Source organism: Kineococcus auxinigenes (assembly GCF_050871525.1).
GTDB lineage: Bacteria > Actinomycetota > Actinomycetes > Actinomycetales > Kineococcaceae > Kineococcus.
The window spans coordinates 1-22,413 of sequence record NZ_JBKBCT010000048.1; the positions used below are offsets into that span (position 1 = coordinate 1).

General features: G+C 76.0%; 24 protein-coding genes. 13 read left to right on the plus strand and 11 right to left on the minus strand.

Features of this window, described 5'->3' with window-relative positions:
* Positions 1-44 precede the first annotated feature (44 nt).
* The 4 genes from ACRYR9_RS13520 to ACRYR9_RS13535 form a co-directional block, all read right to left on the minus strand.
* Positions 45-965: an amino acid ABC transporter permease gene (locus tag ACRYR9_RS13520; RefSeq protein ID WP_432497050.1), complete on the minus strand. Its 921-nt coding sequence runs from the start codon at positions 963-965 to the stop codon at positions 45-47.
* On the minus strand, positions 962-1,612 hold the full coding sequence (locus ACRYR9_RS13525; protein WP_432497052.1) for an amino acid ABC transporter permease: 651 nt from the start codon (positions 1,610-1,612) through the stop codon (positions 962-964). The genes ACRYR9_RS13520 and ACRYR9_RS13525 overlap by 4 nt, the downstream gene beginning before the upstream one ends.
* Positions 1,613-1,716: 104 nt before the next feature.
* Positions 1,717-2,625, minus strand: coding sequence for a glutamate ABC transporter substrate-binding protein (locus ACRYR9_RS13530; RefSeq protein ID WP_432497055.1), 909 nt, complete (start codon positions 2,623-2,625; stop codon positions 1,717-1,719).
* Positions 2,626-2,692: 67 nt separating this feature from the next.
* On the minus strand, positions 2,693-3,487 hold the full coding sequence (locus ACRYR9_RS13535) for an amino acid ABC transporter ATP-binding protein (protein ID WP_432497057.1): 795 nt from the start codon (positions 3,485-3,487) through the stop codon (positions 2,693-2,695).
* A gap of 108 nt (positions 3,488-3,595) precedes the next feature.
* Between ACRYR9_RS13535 and miaB the strand changes: the two genes are divergently transcribed.
* The gene (miaB, locus tag ACRYR9_RS13540) at positions 3,596-5,140 is read left to right on the plus strand and encodes a tRNA (N6-isopentenyl adenosine(37)-C2)-methylthiotransferase MiaB (protein ID WP_432497059.1); all 1,545 of its coding nucleotides are present in this window, start codon (positions 3,596-3,598) and stop codon (positions 5,138-5,140) included.
* 279 nt (positions 5,141-5,419) lie between these two features.
* Here the strand turns inward: miaB and ACRYR9_RS13545 are convergent, their stop codons facing one another.
* Positions 5,420-5,734 (minus strand): antitoxin, encoded by a 315-nt coding sequence (locus ACRYR9_RS13545; RefSeq protein WP_432497109.1) that lies wholly within the window; start codon positions 5,732-5,734, stop codon positions 5,420-5,422.
* A gap of 98 nt (positions 5,735-5,832) precedes the next feature.
* On the opposite strand from ACRYR9_RS13545, the gene miaA reads away from it, so the two are divergent.
* Together miaA and dapF are read left to right on the plus strand one after the other, a co-directional pair.
* Positions 5,833-6,801, plus strand: coding sequence for a tRNA (adenosine(37)-N6)-dimethylallyltransferase MiaA (miaA, locus tag ACRYR9_RS13550; RefSeq protein ID WP_432497061.1), 969 nt, complete (start codon positions 5,833-5,835; stop codon positions 6,799-6,801).
* Positions 6,798-7,766, plus strand: a complete 969-nt coding sequence (gene dapF / locus ACRYR9_RS13555) for a diaminopimelate epimerase (RefSeq protein WP_432497063.1) — start codon at positions 6,798-6,800, stop codon at positions 7,764-7,766. The genes miaA and dapF overlap by 4 nt, the downstream gene beginning before the upstream one ends.
* A 39-nt stretch (positions 7,767-7,805) precedes the next feature.
* On the opposite strand, the gene ACRYR9_RS13560 is transcribed toward dapF, so the two are convergent.
* Positions 7,806-8,438, minus strand: coding sequence for a class I SAM-dependent methyltransferase (locus ACRYR9_RS13560; protein ID WP_432497066.1), 633 nt, complete (start codon positions 8,436-8,438; stop codon positions 7,806-7,808).
* A 128-nt stretch (positions 8,439-8,566) separates the two neighbouring features.
* On the opposite strand from ACRYR9_RS13560, the gene hflX reads away from it, so the two are divergent.
* From hflX to ACRYR9_RS13575, 3 genes are all read left to right on the plus strand, one after another.
* Positions 8,567-10,183 (plus strand): GTPase HflX, encoded by a 1,617-nt coding sequence (gene hflX, locus ACRYR9_RS13565; protein ID WP_432497069.1) that lies wholly within the window; start codon positions 8,567-8,569, stop codon positions 10,181-10,183.
* 94 nt (positions 10,184-10,277) lie between these two features.
* Positions 10,278-12,323, plus strand: coding sequence for an ATP-dependent DNA helicase (locus tag ACRYR9_RS13570; protein WP_432497071.1), 2,046 nt, complete (start codon positions 10,278-10,280; stop codon positions 12,321-12,323).
* A 61-nt stretch (positions 12,324-12,384) separates the two neighbouring features.
* A complete protein-coding gene (locus ACRYR9_RS13575; protein WP_432497073.1) occupies positions 12,385-13,053 on the plus strand; it encodes an aspartate/glutamate racemase family protein in 669 nt (222 codons plus the stop codon).
* A 40-nt stretch (positions 13,054-13,093) separates the two neighbouring features.
* Here ACRYR9_RS13575 and lexA read toward each other — a convergent pair whose 3' ends face one another.
* Positions 13,094-13,816, minus strand: a complete 723-nt coding sequence (gene lexA / locus ACRYR9_RS13580) for a transcriptional repressor LexA (RefSeq protein WP_432497076.1) — start codon at positions 13,814-13,816, stop codon at positions 13,094-13,096.
* 245 nt (positions 13,817-14,061) lie between these two features.
* Between lexA and ACRYR9_RS13585 the strand changes: the two genes are divergently transcribed.
* From ACRYR9_RS13585 to ACRYR9_RS13595, 3 genes are all read left to right on the plus strand, one after another.
* Positions 14,062-14,502, plus strand: a complete 441-nt coding sequence (locus tag ACRYR9_RS13585; protein ID WP_432497078.1) for a LysM peptidoglycan-binding domain-containing protein — start codon at positions 14,062-14,064, stop codon at positions 14,500-14,502.
* A 197-nt stretch (positions 14,503-14,699) separates the two neighbouring features.
* Complete coding sequence (nrdR, locus tag ACRYR9_RS13590; protein ID WP_432497080.1) at positions 14,700-15,200, plus strand: transcriptional regulator NrdR; 501 nt, start codon at positions 14,700-14,702, stop codon at positions 15,198-15,200.
* A gap of 79 nt (positions 15,201-15,279) precedes the next feature.
* Entirely contained in the window at positions 15,280-16,185 is a 906-nt protein-coding gene (locus tag ACRYR9_RS13595; protein ID WP_432497082.1) for a proteasome assembly chaperone family protein, read from the plus strand.
* Positions 16,186-16,201: 16 nt separating this feature from the next.
* On the opposite strand, the gene ACRYR9_RS13600 is transcribed toward ACRYR9_RS13595, so the two are convergent.
* Entirely contained in the window at positions 16,202-16,660 is a 459-nt protein-coding gene (locus ACRYR9_RS13600) for a pilus assembly protein CpaE (RefSeq protein WP_432497085.1), read from the minus strand.
* Positions 16,661-16,752: 92 nt separating this feature from the next.
* The gene (locus ACRYR9_RS13605; RefSeq protein WP_432497112.1) at positions 16,753-17,784 is read right to left on the minus strand and encodes an NADP-dependent oxidoreductase; all 1,032 of its coding nucleotides are present in this window, start codon (positions 17,782-17,784) and stop codon (positions 16,753-16,755) included.
* A gap of 104 nt (positions 17,785-17,888) precedes the next feature.
* Between ACRYR9_RS13605 and ACRYR9_RS13610 the strand changes: the two genes are divergently transcribed.
* Positions 17,889-18,224, plus strand: a complete 336-nt coding sequence (locus tag ACRYR9_RS13610; protein WP_432497088.1) for a TraR/DksA family transcriptional regulator — start codon at positions 17,889-17,891, stop codon at positions 18,222-18,224.
* A gap of 19 nt (positions 18,225-18,243) precedes the next feature.
* Here ACRYR9_RS13610 and ACRYR9_RS13615 read toward each other — a convergent pair whose 3' ends face one another.
* Positions 18,244-19,092: a transglutaminase-like domain-containing protein gene (locus ACRYR9_RS13615; RefSeq protein WP_432497090.1), complete on the minus strand. Its 849-nt coding sequence runs from the start codon at positions 19,090-19,092 to the stop codon at positions 18,244-18,246.
* Between the two features lie 64 nt (positions 19,093-19,156).
* Here ACRYR9_RS13615 and ACRYR9_RS13620 point away from each other — a divergent pair, with 64 nt between their 5' ends.
* The 3 genes from ACRYR9_RS13620 to ACRYR9_RS13630 are packed head-to-tail and all read left to right on the plus strand — an operon-like array spanning position 19,157 to position 21,711.
* A complete protein-coding gene (locus ACRYR9_RS13620) occupies positions 19,157-19,879 on the plus strand; it encodes an NAD(P)-binding oxidoreductase (protein WP_432497092.1) in 723 nt (240 codons plus the stop codon).
* 33 nt (positions 19,880-19,912) lie between these two features.
* Positions 19,913-21,139 (plus strand): phosphoglycerate dehydrogenase, encoded by a 1,227-nt coding sequence (gene serA / locus ACRYR9_RS13625; RefSeq protein WP_432497095.1) that lies wholly within the window; start codon positions 19,913-19,915, stop codon positions 21,137-21,139.
* Between the two features lie 11 nt (positions 21,140-21,150).
* A complete protein-coding gene (locus tag ACRYR9_RS13630; RefSeq protein WP_432497098.1) occupies positions 21,151-21,711 on the plus strand; it encodes a metallophosphoesterase family protein in 561 nt (186 codons plus the stop codon).
* Here ACRYR9_RS13630 and trmB read toward each other — a convergent pair.
* Positions 21,675-22,403 (minus strand): tRNA (guanosine(46)-N7)-methyltransferase TrmB, encoded by a 729-nt coding sequence (trmB, locus tag ACRYR9_RS13635; protein WP_432497101.1) that lies wholly within the window; start codon positions 22,401-22,403, stop codon positions 21,675-21,677. The genes ACRYR9_RS13630 and trmB overlap by 37 nt on opposite strands.
* Positions 22,404-22,413: the final 10 nt, after the last annotated feature.

Below are 22,413 nucleotides of genomic sequence, written 5' to 3' on the forward strand. Positions count from 1 at the left end.
GCCACCCCGACGGGGTGGCGGCCCTCCCGCCGTGCGGTGGGCGGTCAGGGACGCGTGCCGGTCGTCCGGTCCGCAGCGTCGCTGTCCGTCTGCTGGGCCGCGTCCGGGGCGGTGGACGCGCGGGTGCGTCGCTTGCGGCCCTGCCCGGACATCCGACGCTGCACCAGCTTCGCCAGCTGCTCCAGCACCAGGTTGATGGCGATGTAGATCAGGCCGACGACGAAGTAGGACTGCAGGCGGTTGTCGAGGAAACCGCCGAGCTGGTCGGCGACCCGGCCGAGGTCGTCGATCTGGCTGAGCACGATGCTCGCCAGCGCCGTGTCCTTGAGGATGACGATGAGCTGGCTGATGATCGCCGGCAGCATCACCCGCACCGCCTGCGGCAGCTGGATCGTCCGCATGACCTGGCCGCGGGTCAGCCCGACCGCCAGGCCGGCCTCCACCTGCCCCTTGGGCAGCGACAGGATCCCCGCCCGGGTGATCTCCGAGATGATCACGGAGTTGTACAGGGTCAGGGCGATGACGAGCGTGGTCACGGAGCCCTGGTAGACGTCCAGGGTCCGCATGAGGATGTCGACGTACAGGATCGACACGATCACCGGCAGGCCGCGCAGCAGCTCGATGACCCCGATGAGCGGGATGCGGGCCACCCGCCCCAGGCTCAGACGGGCCGCGGCCAGGGCGATGCCGATGGTCAGCGACAGCAGCACGGCGAAGAACGCCGCACGCAGCGTCACCAGCAGACCCTCGCCGATGCGCTCCCACACCGCGCTGAACTGCTCGTCGGAGGGGTTGATCAGCGGGCTCCACAGCTCGGCGTCGAGCTGCCCGCGCTCGGCCAACCGCAGGACGACCAGCGCCAGCACCGCCAGCAGCAGGACGGCCGCCACGACGCTGGCGATGAGGGTCCGGCGCCTGGCCCTCGGGCCGGGCGCGTCGAAGAGGACGGCGGTGGGCGCGCTCACCGGGCCACCGCCGAGCGCCGCTCGAAGAGCGCCAGCAGCGCGCTCGCCGTGAGGGTCATGATGAGGAAGCCGATCGCCATGCCGGTGATGACGGGCAGCGCCGGGTACCCCTGAGCGCTGGTGAGGCGGTTGTAGACGCTGAACAGCTCGCCGCCGACGCCGAGCGCGCCGACCACGGCGGAATTCTTGATCATGGCGATGAGGACGTTGCCCACCGGAGGCACCACGGCCCGCAGCGCCTGGGGCAGCACGATGAGCCCGAGCGTCTGGGAGAACGTCAGCCCGATGGAGCGCGCGGCCTCCGCCTGGCCGGTCGGTACCGTCGCCACCCCGGAGCGCACGGCCTCGCAGACGAACGCCGAGGTGTAGAGGACGAGGCCCGTCACGCCGAACGCGTAGTAGGAGGCGTTGACGCCCACCGCCGGGATGCCGAACGCCATGGTGAACAGCACGATCGCCAGCGGCGTGTTGCGCAGCCACGTCACGTAGAAGGTGCCGAAGGCCCGCAGCACCGGCACGGGGGAGATGCGGCAGACGGCGAGCACCGTGCCCCAGACGAGGCTGCCCAGCAGCCCCCAGGCGGCGATGCCCAGTGAGCGCAGGAACCCGCTGGCGAACAGGCCGAGGTTCTCGAGGACCGGGTCCACGGGTGAGGGCCTCCGGGGTGGGGTGGGGCACGGAGGGGGACGGCGGCCACGTCGTCGGGGCCCTCGTCCCCCTCCGTGCGATCAGGGGGCGTCTACCGGTGCGGTCAGACGCAGGGGTCGAGCTCCGGCAGCTCGGGCACCTCGGTGCCCTCGTACTGGCCGGCCGTCGCCGTCCACGCCTCCTCGTAGGCGCCGCTCTCGGCCATCTCGGTCAGCGACTCGTTGATGAACTCGCAGAAGGCGGTGTTCCCCTTCTCGATGCCGATGCCGTACGGCTCCTCGGTGAACTGCTCGCCGACGAGCTTGAACTCGCCCTCGTTCTCGGCGACGTAGCCGGTGAGGATGACGTTGTCGGTCGTCAGCGCCTGGACCTGGCCGTTCTGCATCGCGGAGACGCAGTCGTCGTAGACCTCGAAGGTCACCAGCTGGTCGGGGCTGGCGAGGTACTGGCGGATGTTCTCCGCCGGGGTGGAGCCGGTCACGGAGCAGATCTTGACGTCCGGGTTGGCCGCGAGGTCCTCGGGCCCGGTGATCGTGGTGTTGTCGGCGTTCACCATGATCTGCTGACCGGCCACGTAGTACGGGCCGGCGAAGGTGATCCGCTCCTTGCGCTTGTCGTTGATGGTGTAGGTGGCCACGACCATGTCGACGTCGCCGTTGGCGATGAGGTCCTCGCGGCGGGCGCTGGGGGCCTCCACCCACTCGATGTCCTCGGGCGCGACGCCCATCTGCGCGGCGACGTACTCGGCGACCGAGACGTCGAAGCCGGCGGGGGTGCCCTCCAGGTCGGCCAGGCCGAAACCGGGCTGGTCGAACTTCGTGCCGATGGTGACGGTGCCGGCCTCCTGGATCTCGGCCATCGTCGTGCCGGCCTCGAAGGTGGCGCTGGTATCGACCTCCGGCTGCGCGGCCTCGCCCCCGGTGCCGGTGGAGGCGTCGTCGCCGCCGCAGGCGGTCAACGTCAGCAGGGCGGTCACCGTGGCGGCGAGCGCTGCGCTGCGGGTCTTCCTCATGGGGTCCTCCTGGGTGGGGTCGGTGGTGCGGTCGCCGCTGCGGAGCCGGTCGCGGCCGGCCCGGACGTCAGTGGGTGAGGATCTTGGACAGGAAGTCCTTGGCGCGCTCGTGCTTCGGCGCGGTGAAGAAGGTCTCGGGCTCGGCGTCCTCGACGATCTGCCCGTCGGCCATGAAGACGACGCGGTCGGCGGCGCGGCGGGCGAAGCCCATCTCGTGCGTGACGACGATCATGGTCATGCCGGACTTCGCCAGCCCGGTCATCACGTCGAGGACCTCGTTGATCATCTCCGGGTCCAGGGCGGAGGTCGGCTCGTCGAAGAGCATGACCTTGGGGTCCATCGCCAGCGCGCGGGCGATGGCCACGCGCTGCTGCTGGCCGCCCGAGAGCTGCGCGGGGTACTTGTCGGCCTGGTTGGCCACGCCGACCCGCTCGAGCAGCTCGTCGGCGCGCCTGCGGGCCTGCTCGGCGCTCACCCCGCGGGCCTTCACCGGCCCCAGGGTGACGTTCTCGCGCACGGTCTTGTGGGCGAAGAGGTTGAAGGACTGGAAGACCATGCCGACGTCGGCGCGCAGCTTCGCGAGCGCCTTGCCCTCGGCGGGCAGCTCCTCGCCGGCGATGGTGATGCGGCCGGAGTCGATGGTCTCCAGCCGGTTGATCGTGCGGCACAGCGTCGACTTGCCCGAGCCGGAGGGCCCGATGACGACGACGACCTCGCCCTCGGCCACCGTCAGGTCCACGTCCCGCAGCACGTGCAGGGCGCCGAAGTGCTTCTCGACGTGCTCCAGGCGGACCAGGGGCCGGCGCCCCGAGGAGGCCGAGGAGGCCCCGGACGGGGTGGTGGCCGCGGAGGGGTCACTCATGCGGCCAGAACGTACAGGCACCGTGCACGGTGCCCACCGGACGTCCACGGATGCGGGCAGATCGTGACCCGAGCGTGATCTCCGGGCGTTGACCTACCCTGGAGCACGATGAGCACGCCCACCGTCCCCCGCCCGACCGGCCCGCTCGACGCGCCGGCCGAGGCAGCCGCGCCCGAGCAGGCGCCGCGCACCTACCAGGTGCGCACCTTCGGCTGCCAGATGAACGTCCACGACTCCGAGCGCCTGTCCGGCCTGCTGGAGGGCGCCGGGTACGTCCGCTTCGACGAGGCCGGCGGCGAGAGCCCCGCCGAGCCGGACGTCGTGGTCTTCAACACCTGCGCGGTGCGCGAGAACGCCGACAACAAGCTCTACGGCAACCTCGGCCACCTGGCGCCGGTGAAGGAGCGTCGCCCGGGCATGCAGATCGCCGTGGGCGGCTGCCTGGCGCAGAAGGACCGCGGCGAGATCGTCCGCAAGGCGCCGTGGGTGGACGTCGTCTTCGGCACCCACAACGTCGGTTCGCTGCCGGCGCTGCTGGAGCGCGCCCGCCACAACGCGAAGGCCCAGGTGGAGATCCTGGAGTCGCTGGAGGTCTTCCCCTCCACGCTGCCCACCCGCCGCGAGTCGCCCTACGCGGCGTGGGTGTCCGTCTCGGTGGGCTGCAACAACACCTGCACCTTCTGCATCGTGCCGTCGCTGCGCGGCAAGGAGAAGGACCGCCGCCCCGGCGACGTCCTCGCCGAGGTCGAGGCGCTGGTCTCCGAGGGCGTGCTCGAGGTGACGCTGCTGGGGCAGAACGTCAACACCTACGGCGTGGAGTTCGGCGACAAGCTCGCCTTCGGCAAGCTGCTGCGCGCCACCGGCGGCATCGCCGGCCTGGAGCGGGTGCGCTTCACCAGCCCGCACCCCTCCAGCTTCACCAGCGACGTCATCGACGCCATGGCCGAGACGCCCAACGTCATGCCGAGCCTGCACATGCCGCTGCAGTCCGGCTCGGACCGGGTGCTGAAGGCCATGCGCCGCTCCTACCGGCGCACCCGCTTCCTGAACATCCTGGAGGAGGTGCGCGGGCGCATCCCCGACGCGGCGATCACCACCGACATCATCGTCGGCTTCCCCGGGGAGACCGAGGAGGACTTCCAGCAGACGCTGGAGGTCGTCGCCGAAGCCCGCTTCGCCAGCGCGTTCACCTTCCAGTACTCCCCGCGCCCGGGCACGCCGGCCGCCACGATGGGGGAGCAGGTGCCCAAGGCCGTGGTGCAGGAGCGCTACGAGCGGCTGACCGCCCTGCAGGACGAGATCGCCTACGCGGAGAACCGCGCCCAGGTGGGCCGCACGTACGAGGTGCTGGTCGCCGAGGGCGAGGGCCGCAAGGACGCCGCCACGCAGCGCTTGTCCGGGCGCGCGCCGGACAACCGGCTCGTGCACTTCTCGCTGCCCGAGGGGGCGGCGGCGCCCCGCCCGGGGGACGTCGCCACGGTCACGATCAGCCGCGGAGCCCCGCACTACCTCGAGGCCGACGCCACCGAGGCCTTCGCGGTGCGGCGCACCCGCGCCGGGGACGCCTGGGAGGCCCGCCAGGCGCGCCCCGAGCCGGAGACCGCGGGCCCGCGGCCGGTCGGCCTGGGGCTGCCCACGATCCGCCGCCGCTGAGCTCGCGACCGCCGACGCGCGAGTGCCCCGCACCGGCAGGTGCGGGGCACTCGCGCGTGCAGCGTCCTCACAGCGGAGGGGGAGCGGCCGGTCCCGGCTCGGGGTCCGGGCCCGGCGTGGGGCCGGGGTCCGGCAGCGGCGGCTGCCCGGGCGTCCCGGGCTGCGGCACCGGGCTCGGCGGCTGCGGTGTCGTCGGTGGGGTGGGGATCGTCATCTCGTCCTCCTGAGGTGTCGGACGTGCTCGTTCCCGTGCGGGTCGTGCTCCTGCTGCGGTCCCCGTCAGCGGGCGGGGCCGGACATGGGGGTGCCGTCGGTGCGGGTTCCCCCGCGCATCGGGGTGCCCCAGCCCTCGAACCCGGGGTGCACGCCCGCGGCGCGCTGCCAGCCGCTCTGCGCCACCTTCGTGGCTCGCTCCAGCGGTCCCGCGTAGCGGCCCTCCGTGCGCTCGTTGACGAACGTGGTGGCCTTGCGGATCACCGTGTCGGCCTGCCCGGAGTGCTGCCCGGCGAACTGCCCGGCCCGGGTGCGCGCCTGCTCGGCGGCCACCCGCGCCTGCTCCACGGCCTCGTCCAGCTTCAGCCCCAGGAACTTCATGGTGCCCACGGCTCCTCCTCACGTCCTCGGCGTCCCGCCGCGCCGGCGGCGCCGGCCGGTGCGTCCCTGCACGTCCAACTCTCTGCCACCATCGGCGCGTGGGCCAGTCGAGATCACCGCAGACCACGACTCCGCCGGCCCCTCCCGTCGTGGCCGTCGTCGGCCCCACCGCCTCGGGCAAGTCGGACGTCGCGGTGGCGCTGGCGCACCTGCTGCCCGGCGGCGCGGAGGTCGTCAACGCCGACGCCATGCAGCTGTACCGGGGCATGGACGTGGGCACCGCCAAGCTGACCGCCGCGGAGATGCGGGGGGTGCCGCACCACCTCCTGGACGTCCTGGACGTCACGCAGGCCGCCGACGTGGCCACCTACCAGCAGCAGGCGCGCGAGGCCTTCGACGCGATCACCGCCCGCGGCCGCACGCCCCTGCTCGTGGGCGGCTCGGGCCTGTACGTGCGCGCCGCCCTGGACGAGATGCGCTTCCCCGGCACCGACGCGGCCGTGCGCGCCCGGTGGGAGGCACGCCTGGCCGAGGCCGGTCCGCAGCGCCTGCACGCCGAGCTCGCCGCGCGCGACCCCGACGCGGCCGCACGCATCCTCCCCTCCAACGGCCGGCGCATCGTGCGCGCCCTGGAGGTCGGGGAGATCACCGGGGCGCCGTTCGCCGCGTCGCTGCCGGAGCAGCGCTACGTCCGCCCCGCCGTGCAGGTCGGGCTCGCGGTGCCGCGCGAGCAGCTGGACGCGCGCATCGACGCCCGCGTGCACCGCATGCGGGACGCAGGTCTCGTCGAGGAGGTGCGCCGCCTCCAGGCCGCCGGGCTGCGCGAGGGCCTGACCGCGTCCCGCGCCCTCGGCTACGCGCAGGTCCTCGACGCGCTCGACGGCACCACCACCGAGGCGGAGGCCGCCGAGCTGACCGCCCGGCTGACGCGCCGCTTCGCCCGCAAGCAGGAGTCCTGGTTCCGGCGCGACGAGCGGGTGCGCTGGATCGCCGCCCCCGACGGCTGCGACCCCGAGCAGCTGGCCCGGCAGGTGCTGGCGCTGCTGCCCGTAGAGTCGCCCGCGTGACCGAGACCACCCCCGCCGCAGGGCTGCCCTTCGTCAAGGGCCACGGCACCGAGAACGACTTCGTCCTCGTCGCCGACCCCGACGGCACCTGGGACCCGTCGCCGGGGCTGGTGGCGCGCCTGTGCGACCGCCGCGCCGGCATCGGCGGGGACGGGCTGATCCGCGCCGTGCGCAGCGAGGCGCTGCCCGAGGGCGCGGCCCTGTCCGCCGAGGCGGAGTGGTTCATGGACTACCGCAACGCCGACGGCTCGATCGCCGAGATGTGCGGCAACGGGGTGCGGGTGTTCGCCGAGTTCCTGCTGCGCGAGGGCTTCCTGCCCGCGGAGGCCGGCGACGGCCGCTGGTTCGCCGTGGGCACCCGAGCCGGGCTGAAGCGGCTGCGCCGCGAGGGCGACGGGCGCTGGACGGCCGACATGGGCCCCTGGCGCCTGGCCGGTGGGCAGCGCGCCCTGGCCGACGGCTCGGACGCCCTGGTCGTCGTCGACGGCCTGGGCGGGGTGCCGCGCCCGGCCCTGTCGCTGGACCTGGGCAACCCGCACACCGTCGTCGCGCTCGCCGAGCCCGCCGAGCTGGACGCCGCGGACCTGCTGCGCGCCCCGCACGTGGAACCGCTGCCCCCGCGCGGGACGAACGTCGAGCTGGTCGTGCCGCTGCTGGCGGTGGACGTCACCGGCGACCACGTCGCCGACATCGGCGAGGTGCGCATGCGCGTGCACGAGCGCGGCGTCGGTGAGACGCGCTCCTGCGGCACCGGCGCGTGCGCCGCGGCGCTGGCCACCCGCGCCTGGGCGGGGGAGGGCTCGCCCGACGTGTGGCGGGTGGAGGTGCCCGGCGGGGAGGTCGTCGTCACGGTCGCGCAGGGCTCCAGCCTGGTCGAGGGCACCGTGTGGCTGACCGGGCCGGCCGTGCTCGTCGCCGCCGGCACGTTCGACCCGCACCTGCTGGACGTCCCCGCCCCCGTGTGAGGCCACCCGCCCGCCGCGGCGGGCGGGTCCCCGCTGCGCTCAGCCGCGCCGGACGGTGAGGACCCGGAACCCCTTCGACGTCGCCGTGCGGGTCGTCGCCGCACCGGGCAGCACCTCCGGCAGCCGCTCGTCCAGCCACCGGTGCAGGGAGTCGGCGCCGAGGTTCTTCTGCACCACCAGGTGCGCCTGGCCCCCGGGCGCCAGGCGCGGCAGCCAGCGCAGCAGCAGCTCGTGCAGCGCCTCCTTGCCCACCCGGATCGGCGGGTTGGACCACACCCGCTCGAACACCACGTCGGCCGGCACCTCGTCGGGCAGGCACGCGCGCACCGGCACCCCCAGGCGCTCGGCGTTGCGTCGCACCAGGTCCAGGGCGCGCTCGTTGACGTCCACGGCCCACACCCGCCGCCGCGGCTGGCGCAGCGCCAGCGTCAGCGCCACCGGCCCCCACCCGCAGCCCAGGTCGAGCACGTCGCCGCCGGCCCCCGGCTCGTCGGGCACCAGGGGCAGCAGCACCGAGGTGCCCGGGTCCACGCGCTCGGCGCTGAAGACGCCGCGCGCCGTCTGCACCGTCACCGCGCGCCCGGCCAGCTCCACCTCGAGCTCGCGCCGCTCGTCGGGGGTGGCGGGGCGGGCCGTGAAGTAGTGCTGGTCGTCCGCCGGGGTGCTCGCCACGCTGGAGAGGGTAGGGCTCGGCACCGGCCCCGCCCGACACGCCCGCGCGGAATCCTGTGGACCCCCGGGCGGTTGAGAAGGATGCTGGTCCCCTCAGCCCGTGAGGGTCAGCACGACCTGGGAGGTCCATGAACCACCGCTCTTCGCCGGTCCAGCCGTCCGCGACGCAGCCGTCGACGGACAGCGCGCACGACGACCAGCACGCACCCGTGCCGGTCGCCGCCCGCGAGCAGGACCGCGACGCCGAGTTCGACCGCGCACTGGCCCGGATCCTCGCCGGCCACGACGACGCGGCACCCACCACCACCACCGGCGGCACCACCGGCGACGAGGCGGCAGACGGCTCGGGCGAGCGCGACTACGACGGCGACCAGCTCGACCTGGCCGACCGCCGCGCGCTGCGCCGCGCCGCCGGCCTGTCCACCGAGCTCGCCGACGTCACCGAGGTCGAGTACCGGCAGCTGCGCCTGGAGCGCGTGGTCCTGGCCGGGATCTGGTCCAGCGCCGACTCCAGCAGGGCCGAGGCCGAGGTCTCCCTGCAGGAGCTGTCCGCGCTGGCCGCCACCGCCGGCTCGGACGTCCTCGCCGGCGTCCTGCAGCGCCGCTCCACCCCCGACCCGGCCAGCTACCTGGGGGCCGGCAAGGCCGCCGCGCTGGCCGAGCTGGTGGCCGCGGAGGGGGCGGACACCGTCGTCTGCGACGGGGAGCTGTCCGCGTCCCAGCGCCGCGGGCTGGAGGACATCGTCAAGGTCAAGGTCGTGGACCGCACGGCCGTGATCCTGGACATCTTCGCCCAGCACGCCAAGAGCCGGGAGGGCAAGGCGCAGGTCGAGCTCGCCCAGCTGGACTACCTGCTGCCGCGCCTGCGCGGCTGGGGCGAGTCGATGTCCCGGCAGGCCGGTGGCCGCGTCGCCGGCGGTGCCGGGATCGGCTCGCGCGGTCCGGGTGAGACGAAGATCGAGCTGGACCGCCGCCGGATCCGCTCCCGCATGGCCAAGCTGCGCCGGGAGATCCGCGGCATGGGCACCTCCCGCGACGCCAAGCGCTCCCTGCGCGTGGCGCGCGCGGTGCCCTCGGTGTCCATCGCCGGGTACACCAACGCCGGCAAGTCCTCGCTGCTCAACCGCCTCACCGGGGCGGGCGTGCTGGTGGAGGACGCGCTGTTCGCGACCCTGGACCCCACGGTCCGGCGCGCGCAGACGCCGGAGGGGCGCCCGTACACGCTGGCCGACACCGTCGGCTTCGTGCGTCAGCTGCCGCACCAGCTGGTGGAGGCGTTCCGCTCCACGCTGGAGGAGGTCGCCGAGGCCGACCTCGTCCTGCACGTCGTGGACGGCTCGCACCCCGACCCCGAGGGGCAGCTGGCGGCGGTGCGCTCGGTCCTGGCCGAGGTCGGCGCCCAGCGGGTGACCGAGCTGGTGGCGATCAACAAGGCCGACGTCGCCGACCCGGAGGTCGTGCAGCGTCTGCTGGCCCGCGAGCGCGGTGCCGTCGTCGTCTCGGCGCGCACCGGCGAGGGGATCGAGCAGCTGCGCGAGCGGATCGCCGAGCTGCTGCCGGTGCCGGACGTGGAGGTCGAGGTGTGCGTGCCGTACGAGCGCGGTGAGCTCGTGCACCGCGTGCACACCACCGGTCAGGTCCTCGCCGAGGAGCACACCCCCGCCGGCACGCGCCTGCTGGCCCGGGTCCGCCCGCGGCTGGCGGCCGAGCTGGCGCCGTTCCGGCTCAGCGGCGCGCACGCCTGAGCAGCGGTGTCCACAGCACCCCTCGTCCGGCGGGTCCGGGCGGGGGGTGTGGACGTCGTCCGGGAGGGGTGCGCGCGTCGGCGAGGATGGTCCGGTGAGCGCGCCCAGCCCCGAGCAGGTCCACGAGGAGGCCGACGGCCGTGACGCCGTCGGCCTCCTCGACGTCGTGGTGGAGGCGCTCGGCGGCCAGCCGCGCGAGGGGCAGGCGCGCATGGCGCGGGCCGTCGCCGACGCCGTCCGCGACGAGCGCCACCTGCTGGTGCAGGCCGGCACCGGCACCGGCAAGTCCATGGCGTACCTGGTGCCCGCCGTGGCGCACGCGGTGCGGGAGGGCTCGCGCGTCGTGGTCACCACCGCCACCCTCGCGCTGCAGGCCCAGGTCGTCGAGCGGGACCTGCCGCGCCTGGCCCGCGCCCTGACCGGCGAGCTGGGCCGCGAGCCCACGTGGGAGCTGCTCAAGGGCCGCGCGAACTACGTGTGCCGCAACAAGCTCGACGGCGGCTTCCCCGTGGAGGAGGCCGCGCTCTTCGACGTGCCCGCGCCGGTCGCCGGCACGGGCGGCGCCGGCGACGCCGGCCGGCTGGGCCGGGAGGTGGTCCGGCTGCGCGAGTGGGCGGCGAGCACCACCACGGGGGACCGCGACGAGCTGGACCCCGGCGTCAGCGAGCGCGCCTGGCGGCAGGTGGCCGTCTCCGCCCGCGAGTGCCTGGGCGCGCAACGCTGCCCGGTGGCCGCCGAGTGCTTCTCCGAGCGGGTGCGCGCCCGCGCCCGCGAGGTCGACGTCGTGGTCACCAACCACGCCATGACCGCCATCGACGCGCTGGAGGGTTCCGGGCAGCTGCTGCCCGAGCACGACGTCCTCGTCGCCGACGAGGCCCACGAGCTGGCCGACCGCGTCACCGCGGTCGCCACCGCCGAGCTGTCCGCCGCCGTCCTGGGGGCGGCGGCCCGGCGCCTGCGCCGCTCGGCCGGCATCGTCAGCGAGGCGCTGGAGGACGCCGCCGCGGCCCTGGAGGCCGCCCTGGAGGACGCCCCGCCCGGCAGGCTGGAGGACTGGCCCGCGCCGCTGGCCGCGGCCGTGACCGCCGCGCGCGACGCGGCCCGCACAGCCCTGAGCGACCTGAAGACCGCCGCCGAGGGCGCCGGCAAGGAGGAGGACGCCGAGGCCCGCGGCGCGCGCCACCTCGCCCGCGCCGCTGTCCAGGAGGTCTTCACCGTCGCCGAGCGCCTCGCGGAGGACTCCGAGCACGACGTCGCCTGGGTCACCGCCGGCGCCCCGGGGGGCTCTCGCGCGCCGTCGCTGCACGTGGCGCCGCTGTCCGTGGCCGGGCTGCTGCGCGAGCGGGTCTTCACCGACCGCACCGTGGTGGCCACCTCCGCCACGCTGACCCTCGGCGGCTCCTTCGAGCCGGTGGCCGGGGCGTTCGGCCTGCGCGCCGGTCGCCGCGACGTGGTGCCGTGGACGGGGCTGGACGTCGGCAGCCCCTTCGACTACGCCCGCCAGGGCATCCTCTACGTCGCCCGCCACCTGCCGCCGCCCGGGCGCTCCGGCGTGGCCGACGCCGTCCTCGACGAGCTGGCCGCGCTCGTGGACGCCGCGGGTGGGCGCACCCTCGGGCTGTTCTCCTCGCGGCGCGCCGCCGAGGAGGCCGCCGCCGGCGTGCGCGAGCGCACCGGCCGCACCGTGCTGTGCCAGGGTGAGGACCGCCTGCCCCGCCTGGTGCGCCGCTTCTCCGACGAGCCGGCCACCTCGCTGTTCGGCACGCTGTCGCTGTGGCAGGGCGTGGACGTGCCCGGGCCGGGTTGCCAGCTGGTGGTCATCGACCGCATCCCCTTCCCGCGACCGGACGACCCGCTGATGTCCGCGCGCGCCCGGGCGGTGGACAGCGCCGGCGGCAACGGCTTCCTGACGGTCTCCGCCGCCCACGCCGCGGTGCGCCTGGCCCAGGGGGCGGGCCGGCTCGTGCGCGCCTCGGGCGACCGCGGCGTGGTGGCCGTGCTCGACCCGCGCCTGGCCACGGCCCGCTACGGCGGCTTCCTGCGCGAGAGCCTGCCGGCCTTCTGGCCCACGGCCTCGCCCGAGGTCGCCCGCGAGGCGCTGCGCCGCCTGGACGCCGCCGCGGCTGCGCCGGGCGGGTGAAGACCGTGTGCGGGACGCACCAGGGGCTGACCCGCGGGCCCGCACCTGGCATCCTCGCCCCGTGGCCACCGTCGGCTTCCTGCACACCGCGCACGCCCACGTGCGCACCTTCCGCGACCTCCTGAACCAGCGCGACGAGACCGTCGCCGACCGGCACCTGGTGGACACCGGCCTGCTGGCGGCCGCGCGCGAGCACGGGGCCCCGAGCGTGCGCGGCGCCCTGGCCGACCGGTTGCGCCGGCTGGTCGCCGAGGGCGCCGACGTCGTCGTGAGCACGTGCTCGGAGACGGGACCGGAGGCCGAGCGCGTCGGTGAGCGGGCGGGTGTGCGGGTGCTGCGCGTGGACCGGCCCATGGCGGAGGCGGCGGTGCTCGCCGGGCGGCGCATCGCCCTGGTCAGCTCCCTGGACGAGGCGGCCGCCACGCTGCGGCCGCTGCTGCACGAGTCGGCGGCCGCGGCGGGCCGCGAGGTGCGGTTCGTCGAGGTGCGCTGCCCGGACACCTGGTCCGCCTTCGAGTCCGGTGACGTGCTGACGTACTCCGCGAGCGTCGCGGACGCCGTGCGCTGCGCGGTGCGCGCGCTGGAACCGCCGGTGGAGGTCGTCGTGATGGCTCAGGCCAGCATGGTGGGAGCGGCGCTGCTGCTGCGCGACCTGGACGTGCCGGTGCTCACCTCCCCGCGGCTGGCGGTGGAGGCGGCGGTGGAGGCGGTCGTGCCGGTCGGCCGCTAGCGCGGGTGAACGCCGGCCGACACGCGCCGCGGCACCGGTCTCAGAGGCTGCGCAGCACCGCGGTCACGCGCCCCAGCACCACGGCCTCGTCGCCGTCGATCGGGTCGTAGAGGTCGTTGCGCGGCAGCAGCTTCACGTGCCCGTCCCGGCGCTGCAGCACCTTGACGGTGGCCTCCCCGTCGATCATCGCGGCCACGACGTCGCCGTTCTCCGCGGTGGGCTGCTGGCGCACCACCACCCAGTCGCCGTCGCAGATCGCCGCGTCCACCATCGAGTCGCCGACCACGCGCAGCACGAAGTGCTCACCGGCGCCCAGCAGCTGAGCCGGCAGGGGGAAGACCTCTTCCACGAGCTGCTCGGCGAGGATGGGGCCGCCGGCGGCGATGCGGCCCACCAGGGGCACGTAGGCCACGGCGGGGCGCTCGTCGGCGGCGGTGGCGTCATCACCGGTGAGGACGCCGTGGGCGGGGCCGGGGGCCACCACCTCCAGGGTGCGCGGGCGCCTCGGGTCCTTGCGCAGGTACCCCAGGCGCTCGAGGGTCTTGACCTGGTGGGCGACGCTGCTGGGGCTGGTCAGGCCGACCGCCTGGCCGATCTCCCGCATGCTCGGCGGGTAGCCGCGGCGCTCGACCGCCTCGCGGATCGTCTCCAGGACCCTGCGCTGGCGGGCGGTCAGCCCCGCGCGGTCCAGCGGCCCGTCGGGCAGCGGGTGCACCGACGCCCCGGCCCGGCCGCGGTCGTCCCCGTCCAGCACGTCCGTCACGTCGACTCCCCGTCGTCCCCGGCCGCCGCGGGCGCGCGGCTGCGATCACGCTACCCGTGCGCGGCCGGGAGCTCAAACAGGTGTTCGAACGTGTCGGAGGCGGGTGGCACGGTGCTCCCGCACCCCGAGCGCGCCGGGCACCGGCCCGCGGCGGGGCTTGCGCGCCACCGGCACAGCGGTGGTACAACATCGACGCCGGTTCGAACACCCGTTCGAGGCGGCTCCCGAGCCGGAGGTCCTCACCCGTGAGCAGCACCGCCCTCGCCCCGGTCCCCGCCGCCCGCCGGTCGTCCGCGCCGCGCCCGGCTCCCGCCGCCCGCTGCGCCCGCGCGGTGCGGCGCACCCGTCCCACCCGCCCCGCCGCGCGGCGCGGTCCGGGGCGTCGCCCGCTGCGGCTGACCCGCCGCGGGCGGCTGAGCGCGACCTGCACGGCGGCCGGTGTGCTCGCGGGCGTGGTGCTGGCGGTGTCCGCAGCGGTGGGCGAGCCCGCCGCGGCCGGCGGCGCTCCGGGCGCCGCGCCGCACGTCGTCACGGTGCTGCCGGGGCAGACCCTGTCGCAGATCGCCGCCGAGCTGGCGCCGGGTGAGGACTGGCGGGAGGTCGCCGTCACCATCGCGGAGGTCAACGGCCTCGCCTCGCAGGCCCTCCAGGCCGGCCAGCGCCTGACCCTCCCCGAGCTGGACTGACCACGACCGGACCCCGGCCGGCCGGCGGTCGCGCCCCCGCCGGCGTCCACAGACGTCCCGCGCGGCTTGCCGCCGCCGTCACCGGCGACGTACCGTCGCCCCACGATCAGGACCCCGGGCCGCCCCCGGGTACCGCCGCGGCCACCGGGGCCGGGCGCTGCGCGGGCGGCCGGGACGCCGCGTGGGAGGAACCAGGGGTGCACTGCCCGTTCTGCCGGCACGCCGACTCGCGCGTGGTCGATTCGCGGACGACGGAGGACGGCAGCAGCATCCGCCGCCGTCGCCAGTGCCCGAACTGCTCCAAGCGCTTCACGACGCTGGAGACCGCGAGCCTGTCGGTGGTCAAGCGCTCCGGCGCCACCGAGCCGTTCAGCCGCGCCAAGATCTCCACCGGTGTCCGCAAGGCGTGCCAGGGGCGCCCGGTCAGCGAGGACGACATCGCGCTGCTGGCGCACCGCGTGGAGGAGGCCGTGCGCGCCCAGGGCGCCGCCGAGATCGACGCCCACCAGGTGGGCCTGGCCACCCTGCCGTTCCTGCGCGAGCTGGACGAGGTGGCCTACCTGCGCTTCGCGTCCGTCTACCAGGCGTTCGACTCCCTCGCCGACTTCGAGGCGGCCATCGAGCAGCTGCGCGCCGAGCGCAGCGCCGCCCTGCAGCGCTCGGCGGGCGAGCCGGCCACGGCGGCCGCCCGGGGCTGAGCGCCCCGCCACCCGCCACCCGCCCCCCGCCGCCCGTGCCCCGTCGGCACCGCCCGCCCGCGCGGGCGAGAATGGGCCCATGCTGGATCCCGGGTCGCTGTACACCCTCGAAGGCACGCCACCGGTGCTGGTCGAGCCGCACCTCGTCGTGGCGCTGTCGGGCTTCGTCGACGCCGGCAGCGGCGTGCGGCTGGCCGTGGAGCACCTGCGCGAGGTGTGCGAGCACGAGCCGGTCGCCACCTTCGACGTGGACCAGCTGCACGACTACCGCGCCCGCCGGCCGGTGATGACCTTCGCCGGGGACCGGTGGGAGGAGTACGAGGCGCCGGTGCTGCAGCTGGAGCTGCTGCGCGACGCCGAGGGGTCGGCCCTGCTGCTGCTGACCGGGCCGGAGCCGGACGTGCAGTGGGAGCGCTTCACCCGCGCCGTCTGGCAGCTCGCGGACCGGCTGGGCGTGCACCGCACGATCGTGCTCAGCGCCGCTCCCACCGCCGTGCCGCACACCCGCCCCAGCGGGGTGACCGCCAGCGCCAGCCGCCCCGAGCTGCTGGAGGGGTACCGCACCTGGGACGTGCAGGCGCGGGTGCCCGGTCACGCGTCCGCCCTGCTGCACCTGCGCGGGGCGCAGGCGGGCCGGGACGTGCTCTCCGTCCTGGCGCACGTGCCGCACTACCTGGCGGCCAACGACTACCCGGACGCGGCTGCGGTGCTGGTGCGCACGCTGGCCGGTGAGACGGGCCTGGCGCTGCCGGTGGACACCCTGCTGGAGGCGGCCTCGGCCACCCGCGTGGAGGTCGACGCGCAGGTCGAGCAGTCCCCGGAGGCCGCGGCGGTGGTGCTGGCCCTGGAGGAGCAGTACGACGCCCGCGGCGACGAGGACCGGGGCGCGGGTGCGGCGAACGCCTACCTGCCCTCCGCGGAGGAGCTGGGGGCGCAGTTCGAGCGCTTCCTGGCGGGGCAGGAGGACGACCCCGGCGCGGAGTGAGCCGGGGCGGGGGTGCTCACGTCGCGGCGGTCCTGGGGGCGGTCGTGCCGCTGCTGCCGCCGGGCGCCCCGGACAGGTGGTGCAGCAGCGCCCGTGCGTAGGCGTCCGCGGGGTCGGCGGCCTCGAACGCGTCGGCGCCGCGCTCGTCGAGCAGCAGCACCCGGTGCACGACGCCGTCGCCGACGTCCCGGCGCTCCAGGCGGGTGAACCGCTCGCCCAGCAGTTCGCGCAGCTGGTGCTCGGCGGGCAGCCAGCACGCCTCCGGCTGGTCGACGGCGTCCAACGCCCACTCGGTGGTGCCGTTGAAGCCGATGACGCGGCCGGTGGGGTGCTCGTGCACCTCGACGGTCATGTCGCTGAGGGTGAACACGTCCTCGTCCATGTCCCGGTCGGGGATGAAGAACCTGTCCCCGGAGACCGGGTGCCACTCCAGCCCGGCGGCCTTCAGCTGCAGCGCGAGATCGACGGAGATCACCGCACCAGCATGGCCCCGGGGCACCGCGAGCGCGAGGTGGCGGGGCGCCCACCTCGCGCCCGCCGGCGCACCGCCACCGGGCGCGGGGCGGCTCAGCGCTCGGAGAGGCGGACGAGCATCTTGCCGGTGTTCTCCCCGCGCAGCATGCCGACCAGGGCGCCGGGCGCCTCGTGCAGCCCCTCGCGGACGGTCTCGCGGAAGACGACGCGCCCCTGCGCCAGCCAGCCGCCGACCTCGCGCTCGAACTCGGCCCGCCGCTCGGCGTGGTCGCCGACGATGAACCCCTGCAGCCGCAGCCTCTTGCCGACCACGGAGAACAGGTTCCGCGGGCCGGCCGGGGCGTTCGCGAGCTCGCGCGGGGAGTTGTAGGCGGAGACGCTGCCGCACAGGGCGAAGCGGGCGAAGTCGTTGGCCGCGGCGATGGCGGCCTCCAGGTGGTCGCCCCCGACGTTGTCGAAGTACACGTCGACGCCGCCGGGAGCGGCCTCGGCGAGCGAGTCCAGCACCGGCCGGGCCCGGTAGTCGATGCCGGCGTCGAAGCCGAGGTCTGCGGTGAGGTGGTGGGCCTTGGCCGGGCCGCCGGCGCTGCCGACGACGCGCCCGGCGCCGCGCAGCCTCGCGAACTGCCCCACCAGGCTGCCGACGGCGCCGGCGGCGGCGGAGACGAAGACCGTGTCGCCCTCGCGCATGGCGGCCACGTCGAACAGCCCGGCCCACGCCGTGAAGCCGACCATGCCCAGCGGGCCGAGCGCCGCGGTCTCGCCCACGCCCGCGGGCAGGTCCAGCCGGCGCACCTGCGCGGCGGGCAGGACGGCGTGCGTGCGCCAGCCCAGGCCGTGCAGCACGAGGTCGCCGGGCGCGAAGCCGTCGGCGCGCGAGGACTCCACGACGCCGACGGCGGCGCCGTCCAGCGCGTGCCCCAGCCGGTACGGCGGCACGTAGCTGGGCACGTCGTCCATGCGCGGGCGCATGTAGGGGTCCACGGACATCACGAGGGTGCGCACCTGCAGCTGCCCCTCGGCGGGGGCGGGCAGCGCGACCTCGGCGAGCTCGAAGTCGTCGGGGACGGGTTCGCCCTGCGGGCGTCGGACCAGGCGGATCTCTCGGGCGTTCACACCCGTCAGCCTCTCCCCGCCGTGCCGCGCGGCGCGCGGCGGGGTAGACACGTGACCCGACGAGGGTCCCGCCACCGGTGGGACCGGCAGGCACGACGGAGGGACGGACGACGATGGACACGCAGGTCGCGCGCGAACGGCTGCTCGAGTTGCGGCGCGAGCTGCAGGAGACGATCGAGGGCGTCACCTCGCGCATGGAGGCCGGCGTCACCGCCGACCTGCCCACCGGCGGGCACGACTTCGGCGACGAGGGCGCCCACGAGCAGCAGGCGGCGGAGCAGGAGGCCTTCGTGGAGGCCGCGCGCACCCGGCTGGCCGGTGTGGAGGACGCGCTCAAGCGCATCGAGGACGGCACGTACGGCGTCTCGGTGGTCTCCGGCGAGCCGATCCCGGACGAGCGCCTGGAGGCGCGCCCGGACGCGGCCACCCTGGCGGACGAGGAGCTGTGAGCGGTGCCGGGCGCGGTCCTCAGGCCAGGACCGCGCCCGGCCCGTGGTGGTCGCCCGGCAGGTCGCCGTCGACGGCGGCCAGCACCTCCACCGCCTCCAGCCGCACCGGCCCGGACGTGGTCAGGAACGCCGTGTCGGCCGCGTCGCGACCGGTGGCGATGCGCAGCAGCGTGGCGCGCGGGGCCAGGCGGGTGGCGTCGACGACCTCCCACGCGCCGGCCGGCGCCGCCTCCACCACGACGTGGAAGTCCATGGGGAGCAGGCCCGGGGCGTAGACGGAGCACACCCGCGCCGGCACGTCCAGCGCGCGCAGCAGCGCCGCGGTGACGTGCGCGTGGTCGCGGCACACGCCCCGCCGGGCCAGCAGGGTGTCCAGGGCGCTGTCGGCGGGGCCGCTGGAGCCGGGGGCGTACTCCAGCTCGGCGTGCACCCAGGCCGCCACGGCCGCGGGCAGCTGCCCGCGCGGCACGTCGCCGAACTCGCGGGCGGCCAGGGTGCCCAGGCGGTCGGAGGGGCAGTAGCGGCTGGGTCGGGTCGCCTCCCACCGCTCCAGCTCCGCCAGCCGGTGCGGTGCGCGGTGCCCGGCGCGGGCGGTGGCGGCGTACTCCACCCGGACCGGGCCGGCGGGTGCGGTGAAGCGGTGCAGCACCGCCCCGGACGCGGCCTGCAGCGGGTGCACGGCGACCGCGCCGGCCGGGCCGTCCACGCGCAGCGTCTCGCTCAGGACCCGCACGCCCGGGCGGCGGGCGAGGGCCACGGCCAGCACGGCCTCGGAGGGCGCCTCCGCCAGCAGCCGCAGCGCCGCGCGCACCGAGGTGGTGGGTGCTGGGGCGGTGGGTCCCGCGGTGGTGGGGGTGGTCTGCGGCACGCGGCGAGTGTGCCCGAGCGGCGCGCAGGTGCGCCCCGCGGCGCAGCGCCCTAGCGTCGGTGCCGTGCACGTCGCCATCGCAGGAGCCCACGGCCAGGTCGCCCGCCACCTCACCCGCCTGCTCGCCGCCCGGGGGGACGAGGTGACGGGGCTGGTCCGCAACCCCGACCACGTCGAGGACGTCAGCGCCGACGGCGCCCGCGCGGTGGTGGTGGACCTGGAGTCCGCCGGTGCGCGGGAGGTGGCCGAGGCGGTGCGCGGCGCGGACGCGGTGGTCTTCGCCGCGGGCGCCGGGCCGGGCAGCGGCGCCGCCCGCAAGGACACCGTCGACCGGGCCGCCGCGGTGCTGCTGGCCGACGGCGCCGCGCTGGCCGGCGCGCGCGACTACCTGCTGGTGTCGTCCTTCGGCGTGGACGCCGTGCGCGGCGGCGCGGTCCCGGAGGGGGTGGACGAGGTCTTCGTCGCCTACCTGCGCGCCAAGCTGGCCGCGGAGGAGGAGCTCCTGACCCGGGCCGCGGACCCCGCCGGGCCGCGGGTCACGGTGCTGCGCCCCGGCGGCCTGACCGACGCCGAGCCCACCGGGCGGGTGCGCCTGGAGCGCTCGGTGGAGCGCGGCAGCGTGCCGCGCGCGGACGTCGCCGCCGTGTGCGCGGCGCTGCTGGAGGTGCCCGCACCGCCCGGCGGGCGGGTGCTGGAGCTGGTGGGCGGTGAGGAGCCGGTGCGGCGGGCGGTGGCGCGCGCGGCCGCCGAGGGTGGTCCGGGTGGCGCGGCGGGTGCGACAGACTAGGCGGTCCCACCGCTCCTGACCGCTGGAGGAACCGTGCCCGCCCTGCGTCCCGCCCCCCGTGCGCTGCTGCTGGAGAACATCCACGCGGACGCGCGGACCCTGCTGACCGAGGCCGGGTGGGAGGTGGAGACGGTCTCCGGCGCCCTGGGCGAGGCCGAGCTCGTCGAGCGCCTGGAGGGGATCTCCCTGCTGGGCATCCGCTCCGCCACGCACGTCACCGAGAAGGTCCTGGAGAACGCCCCGGACCTGCGGGCGATCGGCGCCTTCTGCATCGGCACCAACCAGATCGACCTGTTCGCCGCGGCCGCCCACGGGGTGGCCGTGTTCAACGCCCCGTACAGCAACACGCGCAGCGTCGTGGAGCTGGCCCTGGCGGAGATCATCGCGCTCACGCGGCGGCTGACGGTCAAGGACCGCCTGATGCACGAGGGCGTGTGGGACAAGTCCGCCACGGGCGCGCACGAGGTGCGCGGGCGCCGCCTGGGCATCGTCGGCTACGGCAACATCGGCTCGCAGCTGTCGGTGGTGGCCGAGGCGCTGGGCCTGAGCGTGTTCTTCTACGACACCGCCGACCGCCTCGCGCTGGGCAACGCGCGCCGCTGCGGCAGCCTGCACGAGGTCCTCGAGGTCGCCGACGTGGTGACCCTGCACGTGGACGGGCGCAGCAGCAACAGCGGGTTCTTCGGCGAGGCGGAGTTCGCCCGCATGCGCCCGGGGTCGATCTTCCTGAACCTCTCGCGCGGCTTCGTGGTGGACCACGTCGCGCTGCGCCGGCACGTCGAGTCCGGGCACATCGCCGGTGCGGCGGTGGACGTCTTCCCGCAGGAGCCCAAGAGCCGCGGGGAGGCGTTCGAGTCGGAGCTGCGCGGCCTGGACAACGTCATCCTCACCCCGCACGTGGGCGGCTCGACGGAGGAGGCGCAGGAGGACATCGGCCGGTTCGTCGCCGCCAAGCTGCGCGACTACGCCCTGCACGGCTCCACGACCCTGAGCGTGAACCTGCCGTCGCTGGCGACGGAGACCGCCCCGGGCACGGTGCGCCTGGCGCACCTGCACCGCAACGTGCCGGGGGTGCTGGCGGCGATCAACCGGATCCTCGCGGACGAGGGCGTGAACATCGAGGGCCAGCAGCTGTCCACCCGCGGCGACCTGGGCTACGTGGTCACCGACATCGTCGCCGCCGCCTCGCAGGACGTGGGCCGCCGGCTGCGCGAGCTGCCGGAGACGGTGCGGGTGCGCCAGCTCGGCTCGGACGACTGAGCCGCGCGCCGGTGCCCGCCGAGCAGCAGCAGCCGCAGCGGGTGCTGCTGCTGGCGGACACCCACCTGCCCCGGCGGGCGAAGGAGCTGCCGGAGCAGGTGTGGGCCGCGGTGGAGGCCGCGGACGTCGTCGTGCACGCCGGCGACTGGGTCGACGAGGCCACCGTCCTGGCGCTGCGCGAGCGCTCCCGCCGGCTGGTGGGCGTCGCCGGCAACAACGACGGCCCCGACGTGCGCCGGCACCTGGGCGAGTTCGCCGCGTTCACCTGCGGCGGGCTTCGCTTCGGGGTGGTGCACGAGACGGGCGCGGCGCCCGGCCGGGAACGGCGCTGCGACGCCCGGTGGGCGGGGGAGCTGGACGTGCTGGTCTTCGGGCACTCCCACGTGCCGTGGGACACCACGACACCGGCGGGCGTGCGGCTGCTGAACCCCGGCTCGCCGACGGACCGCCGGCGGCAGCCGGCGTGCACGTACGCGACCCTGACCGCCGCCCACGGGCGGCTGCACGACGTGCGGCTGCACGCCCTGCCTCCGCGTCAGCGGCCCGCGAGCGGATCGGGGCTGCGGGGCTGAGCGGGGGTGCCGGGTCGCCGGGCCAGCAGGTCGGTGACCACGTGCCCGCGGGCCAGGCCCCGAGCCTCGAAGCGGGTGAGCGGGCGCCAGGGCGGCCGCTCGTGCCGGACCTCCTGGAGCACCAGCCCCGGTTCGGCGTCCAGCACGGCGGCGACCTGCTGCGCGTAGGGCTCCCAGTCGGTGGCGCAGTGCAGCAGCCCGCCGGGGGCCAGCCGGTCGGCCACCAGCGCCGCGAAGGCGGCGTCGAGCAGGCGGCGCTTGTGGTGGCGGGCCTTGGGCCAGGGGTCGGGGAAGTAGACCCGCACCCCGGCCAGGCTGCCCGGGGCGATCCGTTCCCGCAGGAGCAGGCGGCCGTCGCCCTCGAGCACCCGCACGTTGCCCAGGTCCTGCTCGTGCAGGCCGGCCACCAGCGCGGCGACCCCGGGGGTGTGCACGTCGGCGGCCAGCACGCAGGTGCCGGGGTCGGCGGCGGCCATGGCCAGGGTGGTGCCGCCCGTGCCGAACCCGATCTCCAGCACGACCGGGGCCGTGGTCCCGAACAGCGCGGACAGGTCCAGGGGGCCGTCGCCGTCGGGGACGGCGAACCGGGCCCGGTGCTCCGCCAGGGCCTGCAGCCGGGTGGCGCCGGTGCGGCCGCGGCGCAGCTTGTAGGAGCGCAGCGTGTCGTCCGCGGTGTCGGGGCGGGGGGTCACCGCCCCATCA